This window comes from Candidatus Paceibacterota bacterium (assembly GCA_041666915.1).
Lineage (GTDB): Bacteria > Patescibacteriota > Minisyncoccia > Phycocordibacterales > PALSA-1337 > C7867-002.
Map to the genome: position 1 here is coordinate 1 of JBAYFZ010000012.1, position 7,436 is coordinate 7,436.

Here is a 7,436-nt window from a genome sequence, read left to right on the forward strand (position 1 = left end):
CCGAGTTGAACAGACCTCTGGTCTACCTGCTGTCGTGCCAACGGCACCGCAGGGCAGCTATGTCTGGATCGGATAACCGCTGAAAGCATATAAGCGGGAAGCCGGCCCCAAGATTAGGTATCGGATGAGGCCCGTAAGAGATGATTACGTTGATAGGCTTTAGGTGTAAGCACCGTAAGGTGTTGAGCCGTGAAGTACTAATCCGCCCATCCTATTAGGAACTTTGTACGTGAATACATTTGTTCATATTGCGTGTAATTATATTTGAGATATGTGGGCACGAGGAGAGGTAAGAGATAGGAGGTAAGAGGTAAGAAGAACACAAAAAATGCGTTTTTCTTAACTCTTAACTCTTAACTCCTATCTCTACTCTTGCTTCTTGAATCCTGCGTTCTGGTGGTTTGGCGCTATGGCAACACCCGTTCCCATTCCGAACACGGAAGTTAAACGTAGTTGCGGCGATGATAGTCCTAATGGGCGAAAGTAGCTTGCCGCCAGAACATAGGATTCAAGGTTTTCAATAGTTTAGTAAAAAGCACCCTTCGACAAGCTCAGGGTGCTTTTTGTTTACCGTGAGGTCGGACCTCACGAATGACAAGACGAGGTTGAGTATGCGATAATATACCAATAGTTCTTATCGTTTAATATTATTTATAATTTTATGGAACCAAATACAAACGTTAACCTCCCTACGCCAAATCAGAATCAAATTGAAAGTTCAAAACTCCTAGAGGGTCCAGTAAGCCTTTTTATTTCAGCTTGGCAATTATTCAAGAATAATTGGAAAGTGATTGTCCCTATTGTCATAGCTCCTACAGCTGTGATGTATATCGGTCAGATTTTTGCTATGACCAGAAACCCATTGTTAATTCTTATCGCGATTATTATGATTTTGGTGGCAATTGTATTCTATGTTCCTATGCAATCAGCGGCTATAGGTGCTATTCATAGATTGTCTACAGAGCCTGGTGTAGCTATAAAATTCAAAGATCAGTATAAGTTTGGATTCAAATATTTCTGGTCTGTTATTTTGTTGGTCATTATTCAGACATTAGTATTCTTTGGTTCAGCTGTATTTTTAGTCATCCCTGGAATAATAGTCGGAGTCTATGTTGGAATGTACCTATTTACTCTTGTATTGGAAAATAAAAAAGGCCTTTCTGCACTAGAAGAAAGTTATAGCTTGGTTAGTGGTAGATGGTTTGAAACATTTGGCCGTATTCTCTTCTTGGCCCTTGTTTATATTATTGGAGCTATTGTTCTGGCTGGATTAGCTTTTATCATCCAGTCACTTTTGAGTATTCAGCCAAAATCTACAGGTGAAGTAGTTTTGGGAATAATCCTTAATTTAGGATTGACTACGGTATTGAGTCCATTAGCTTTGATATATATGTACAAACTCTACAGTTCTTTGAAGGTAACACGTCTACCAAATGTTGTTACAGCTACATTCAAAAAATGGTTGATTGCTTTTATGGTTATAGGTGTTCCGGTTATGGTCGCATTAATTTGGGCTCTGTCCACAAGTCCTCTTTCATAGTATAAATCCCTAACCTTTCCTCATGATATCTTGGTCCTCAAAAAGAAAATTATTGTATGCAACTATTGCTGGTGTAATAGTTGTTGGTGGTATTGGTGTACCAGCATTTCTTGTTTTCTACAAAGCCCCGACTTGTTTTGATGGTATCCAGAATGGTGGTGAACAGGGTTTGGATTGTGGAGGTAGATGTTCTCTTCTTTGCCAAAGTTCCTTTACGTCTCCTAATGTTGCTTGGACACGATTGGAAAAGGTTGCACCAGAGCTTTACAATGTCGCTACTTATATAATCAATCCAAATACAGAAGGTGAAGCAAAAAATGTTCCATATCACATGTCTTTGTATGACAAAGACGGGATCCTTATTATTGATCAAGCTAGTACGATAACACTGCCACCACACAGGAACACATTGGCTTTTCAGGGGGCTGTGAATGTAGGGAAGCGAATACCAACCAAAGTCTCGTTTGAATTTACGTCTGTTCCAAATTGGTATAAAAAAATAGATACACTTTCACCTATCGTTGTTGGTAACAAAGATTATCGTGAGGATTCTACAGGTTCTTCACTTCAAGTCAGTTTGAAGAATAATAGTTTAGAGACAATCGGTAGGATAAGTGTCTTTGTTGTTTTATATAACAAGGAAAATGATGCCATCGGTTTTTCTAAGACAACCTTAGATCAGATACCTCCACAATCAACCGAAGTCGCACCTTTCACTTGGAATATCAACAGAAACGGTGAAGTGATTTCCATTGAAGTGCTCTATGTGGCAGAATAGGGAGGTGAAACTTTCATTATTTTCAATATCAAAGATTGGTGCTAAAGAAAACCTAGAATCATCACATATAGATTGGTGGCTATTTTTTTCTGTTATACCAGTTCTAGCGGCTGGTTTGATTACGATGTATTCCTTTACGGGGGATAATTATTTTGCATTTCATCAGATAGCGGTGATAATCTTTTCGGTCATTGTATTTTTTGCGGTTAGTTTTATTGATGCAAGATCACTTCGTTCTACGTCAGTTTCTGTAACCTTGTTCCTTGCGACGACAGGACTTCTCAGTGCATTGTTTGTTCTTGGTAAAGTTTCTCATGGTGCTCAAAGTTGGTTCAATTTTGGTTTTTTTTCATTTCAACCTTCAGATTTTGCTAAAATAGTTCTAGTTATAATTCTTGCAAAGTATTTTTCTAGACGTCACATAGAAATCGCCAATGTTAGACATATTTTAGTTTCTGGTTTTTACGCTTTCTTATTTTTTATTTTAGTTTTGGTTCATCCAGACCTTGGATCGGCCATGATTATTGCTCTTATTTGGCTGGGCATGATTATGGTCTCTGGAGTTTCAAAGAAACATCTGTTAGCAATGATAGTTCTTGCGTTGGTTAGTTTCTCTCTGCTTTGGAGTTTTGCTTTCAAAGAATATCAAAAAGATAGAATACGTAATTTCGTTGACCCTCTCTCTGACATTCGTGGGGCTGGCTATAATGCTTACCAATCAACTATTGCTGTTGGCTCAGGTACTTTTTGGGGCAAGGGAGTGGGTTATGGTACACAATCACGCTTGAAATTTCTACCTGAATATCAGACGGACTTCATTTTCGCCGCTTTTGCCGAAGAATGGGGTTTTGCAGGGGTTGTGATTCTATTCACTCTCTATGGAATAATAATCTGGAGAATTATAAAGTCAGCGATGAAAGGTTCCACCAATTTTGAAATACTTTTTGGTGCTGGTACGGCTATATATTTTATCGTGCATATAGGTATTAATGTTGGAATGAATATACAGCTTTTACCAGTCACAGGTACACCCTTGCCATTTATGAGTTATGGAGGCACGCACATCCTTTCAGAATTCATCCTCCTTGGACTACTTATGTCAATGCGTAGGTATTCTAGAACCGTTCATAAGGATATGGCTAGGAATGAGTTTTTAGGACCGCAGTAATAGGTTGTACTGTTAACATATTTTTTAGTATAAACGGTAAACAGAGTGTTATAATACAAGTATATGGTCAATTTGTCCGAATCAGAAGTTATATTAGAACCGTCAGACACATCATTGGATGTGCTAGTAGACACACCAAGAGATGTACCGTTAGATGCACCTACAGATATTTCAGCAGAACAGCTCAAAGATCGTCGTTTACTCGGTTTTCTCATATTAATAATCATTGCGACAATTATTATAAGTCTAGTTTTATTGTGGAATAATTATAAACAACAAAATAAACTGGAAGTCTCAAATATAAGTAACAAAACGCTTTCTACTCCAGTTCAAATTGCCGATGAGTTGAAAAGGTCAGAAGTTGTAATATCTAGCAAACAAAAAGCCGATATTGCTGTGGAGTTGAGAAAGGCAACTGTTAATCAGAGTGGTAAACAAAAATCTGATATTTTCAATGAAATTAATAAATCTTTAAAATAATAATAAATTATGAAAAATTTTTCACCAAGTTTAACAAAGATTGCCTCGGCCACCGGATTATTTTTTGGGATTTTTGCTATATCGGCACTTGCGTCAGATTGGATTCCTGCTACTGGTATAGCGCCAAATAACAATACCCCGGCACCTATCAATGTCAGCACAAAAGCCCAGTACAAATTGGGATCTTTGGCTATTGGTACAGCCAGTCCAAGTGTAAATCCTGCAACTTTGTTAAATAACTATGCTCTTGAAGTTGAAGGGTCGGGGTGGTTCCAAGGCGGTTTGGGTGTTGGTGGACTCACTATAACAAATACTTTGAAGGTTGGTGGTAATGATTCTGATAAGCCGGGTTATGTCTTGGCAAATGATGGTAGTGGAAATGCACAATGGAAAAGTTTGGGAGTATTAAATTCAAACGGTTCGGGTGGTGCCAATACGATTGGGAATGCTGGAAATGGTAGTCCTGCGACTGAGTACGTAACTTGTACAACTGTAGGACAGACCAATCCTGTTCACGTTTCTACCAATCCTATTAGTTGCACCGCATTTTGTCCTGCAGGTAAGCACGTTGTAGGTGGTGGATGTGATGGTAGTGCTTTAGCTGTTACTGCTCCAAATGGCGATCGTACAGGTTGGAGATGTTCTGGATTTACTGGATATAATTCATCGACGATAACTGGTACAGCCATCTGTCAATAAATAAAGAACTATTATAGTAGAGCTATGGAGTCTTTACTTCTTTATTCTCGTATAATTTTTCTGTTTCCTCAACCATCTTGTCAATAGAGAATTTTGTCGCAACGCGCTCCTTGAGGGTATTTCCGTATTTTTTACGATCTTCAGGATGTTCAATCATAAATGATATAGCATGTGCTAACTCTCGGGAATTTTTTGGTTGTATGAGAATACCAGATTTCATATCGTCAATAATTTCTGGAACTCCGCCGACAGGAGTAGCTACGACTGGAAGAGCAGCACATCCCGCCTCTAGAATGGCGTAAGGTAAACCTTCTTTTATTGATGGTAGAACAAAGACAGTAAAAGCCTTTATATGTTCATTGGCATTGTCCAAGTATCCAGTTAAAAATACTTTTTGTCCCAATTTCTTTTCAGCGATCAAGGCTCTAAGGGATGATTCTTCCTGACCATTTCCAATAATGACACAGATAGAGTTTGGTTGTTGTTCGGTAACTGTTACCATTGATTCTATAAGATAGTTGAGACCTTTGTTTGGATGAAGTTCGGCGATTGTTCCTATAACAGTTTTTTTGTAAAAATCTACCAAATCTAGTCCAATCATTTTGGCAATGATTTGCTTTGCTCCATCTACGGATATGAAAGTTGGGGATTTTATACCCGGGTAGATAAGTTTAAGTTTTTCTTTGACACCAGGGAAATAGACAGCTTGATTGTATTCACGTTCTGATAGAAGGATAGTCGTGTGAGAGAGAATCATTGTAAGCCATGAGAAGAATCTAATAGCTATTCTTTCTTGAATAGGACGATTTTCATTGAATGTCCATCCATGTACCGTTGTTATTATTGATTTGACTCTGAGTAATCTACCAGCCAAAGATCCTAGTCCAGCGGCTTTTGGACTGTGTAGATGAATGATATCTGGTCGCTTGTTTCTTATGATTGTAAAAATTTCTTTGAATGAACCAGCATCTTTGCTGGGGGAGATATCACGACCAAGTGAAGCTATTGAAAATGTATAAATACCAGCTTCTTCCAGTTTCTTTTTCAATAGTCCTTCGCCACCTAGAGCGACCCAGACATCGTGACCTTTGTTTTTCATGGCTACAGAAAGGTCAAAAACGTGTCTTTGAGCACCGCCCCAATTGGATTTGGTTATTATATATAAGACTTTCATTCCTTTAAAACTAGCATAATTTGGCTATAATAAAAAGCGGTCCAGACTTGAAAGTTTTAAAAAAGAGTGGTAACGTATGTGTCATGACTTCGGCTTCAAATTCCAGAGGAGTAATGACATTAATAGTAGGAGACCTTGTAACCTACGTTTTTTCTCTTATTCTGACCTTGGCTATTAGATACGGGGAAATGCCCACAAGACAACTTCTCATGAACCACTTGTTGTCTTTTACCATTCTTTTTATAGTTTTTATTTTGGTAAGTTTTAGTGCCGGTCTTTACGATAAACAAGCTGCTTTTATCCGTAAACATATCCAAGGTTTACTTTTCCGTGTTCAGTTGGTCAATATTTTCATAGGTGTAATGTTCTTCTATTTGGCACCAGTCGGTATTGCTCCTAAAGCAAACTTGATTATTTATTTTATTGTTTCAACTTTGCTTCTATTCTTGTGGAGAATCGTCATGTTTCCAGTCCTCAGTATTTCTAGGAAACAAAGAGCTATCTTGGTTGGAACAGGTGAAGATGTTGTTGATTTACTGGAAGAAGTGAATAGTAATGATCGTTACGGTTTGGTCTTCAAAGAACACGTTATCCCAAAAGGTAGTGTTGAAGAAATAGTAGCTTCTATTGGTACAGCTGTACATGATAGTGATGCCTCAGTCATTGTCGCCGATTTACGTGATAAATCAGTAGAGTCTGCAATGCCGTTCTTGTATTCCTTGGTATTTTCTGGAGTAAAGATTATAGATGCTGGTAAATTGTACGAATCAATCTTTGATCGTATTCCTATATCTATGGTTGGAGAGAGGTGGTTGGTTGAGAATTCTGGTACATCTCTAGGAAATAGACGTGTATATGATGTCTTGAAAAGGTTGATTGATATTGTGGTTGCTTTTATTGGAGGAGTCATATCTTTAGTATTTTATCCAATTGTCTATTTTGCAATCAAAATGGAAGATCGTGGACAAACATTTATTACTCAAGAAAGAATTGGATCAAATGGAAAGACTATTAAGATTGTGAAATTCCGCAGTATGTCCGGAAATGATAATGGTAAATATGAAAATGGTGGTACAACAAAACTTTTTGTAACTCGTGTTGGTAAGTTTCTCAGGACATCACGTATAGATGAAGTACCACAATTTTGGAATGTTGTTCGCGGTGATCTATCTTTGGTCGGTCCACGCCCAGAACTTCCACAACTTGTAACTATTTATAATAAAGAAATACCTTATTACAACGCTAGACACTTGGTAAAACCGGGTCTTTTCGGTTGGGCACAAATATATCACGAAGCTCACCCTCATCATGCTGTTGCTACTGAAGATACTCGCGATAAACTTTCTTATGATCTTTATTACATCAAAAACCGTTCTCTTATGTTGGATGTAAAGATTGCTTTGCGTACTATTCAGATTTTGATGAAAAGGGTGGGGAGGTGATTATCGGCGAAGAGAAAACTTCAAGTTCATGTTTTTCGAGACATTTCGGAACGACGCTGGATTGCGAGTTTTATAACTACGAATAGCGTCGTGAGAATAGGCAGCCCTGCGAGGCGTTCCCTAATACGAGCAGGGCTGACCGTGTCGAGATAAAC

General features: G+C 38.2%; 7 protein-coding genes and 2 rRNA genes. 8 read left to right on the forward strand and 1 reads right to left on the reverse strand.

The annotated features are described in order from the left end of the window. From WCS89_04640 to WCS89_04670, 7 genes are all read left to right on the forward strand, one after another. A 23S ribosomal RNA gene (locus WCS89_04640) occupies nucleotides 1–222 on the forward strand; the annotation flags it as partial. A 170-nt stretch (nucleotides 223–392) separates the two neighbouring features. Then, nucleotides 393–500: ribosomal RNA gene (rrf, locus tag WCS89_04645) — 5S ribosomal RNA — on the forward strand. Between the two features lie 161 nt (nucleotides 501–661). Then, nucleotides 662–1,540, forward strand: coding sequence for a hypothetical protein (locus WCS89_04650; GenBank protein MFA6554760.1), 879 nt, complete (start codon nucleotides 662–664; stop codon nucleotides 1,538–1,540). A gap of 22 nt (nucleotides 1,541–1,562) precedes the next feature. After that, nucleotides 1,563–2,318 carry a hypothetical protein gene (locus tag WCS89_04655; protein MFA6554761.1) on the forward strand — a complete coding sequence of 252 codons (756 nt, stop codon included), beginning with the start codon at nucleotides 1,563–1,565 and terminating at the stop codon, nucleotides 2,316–2,318. Further along, complete coding sequence (gene rodA, locus WCS89_04660) at nucleotides 2,305–3,486, forward strand: rod shape-determining protein RodA (GenBank protein MFA6554762.1); 1,182 nt, start codon at nucleotides 2,305–2,307, stop codon at nucleotides 3,484–3,486. The genes WCS89_04655 and rodA overlap by 14 nt, the downstream gene beginning before the upstream one ends. A gap of 63 nt (nucleotides 3,487–3,549) precedes the next feature. Next, a complete protein-coding gene (locus tag WCS89_04665) occupies nucleotides 3,550–3,966 on the forward strand; it encodes a hypothetical protein (GenBank protein ID MFA6554763.1) in 417 nt (138 codons plus the stop codon). Nucleotides 3,967–3,975: 9 nt separating this feature from the next. Further along, complete coding sequence (locus WCS89_04670) at nucleotides 3,976–4,665, forward strand: hypothetical protein (protein MFA6554764.1); 690 nt, start codon at nucleotides 3,976–3,978, stop codon at nucleotides 4,663–4,665. Between the two features lie 22 nt (nucleotides 4,666–4,687). Here the strand turns inward: WCS89_04670 and WCS89_04675 are convergent, their stop codons facing one another. Next, nucleotides 4,688–5,839, reverse strand: coding sequence for a glycosyltransferase family 4 protein (locus WCS89_04675; protein MFA6554765.1), 1,152 nt, complete (start codon nucleotides 5,837–5,839; stop codon nucleotides 4,688–4,690). A gap of 20 nt (nucleotides 5,840–5,859) precedes the next feature. Here WCS89_04675 and WCS89_04680 point away from each other — a divergent pair, with 20 nt between their 5' ends. Beyond that, nucleotides 5,860–7,281 (forward strand): sugar transferase, encoded by a 1,422-nt coding sequence (locus WCS89_04680; GenBank protein ID MFA6554766.1) that lies wholly within the window; start codon nucleotides 5,860–5,862, stop codon nucleotides 7,279–7,281. Nucleotides 7,282–7,436: the final 155 nt, after the last annotated feature.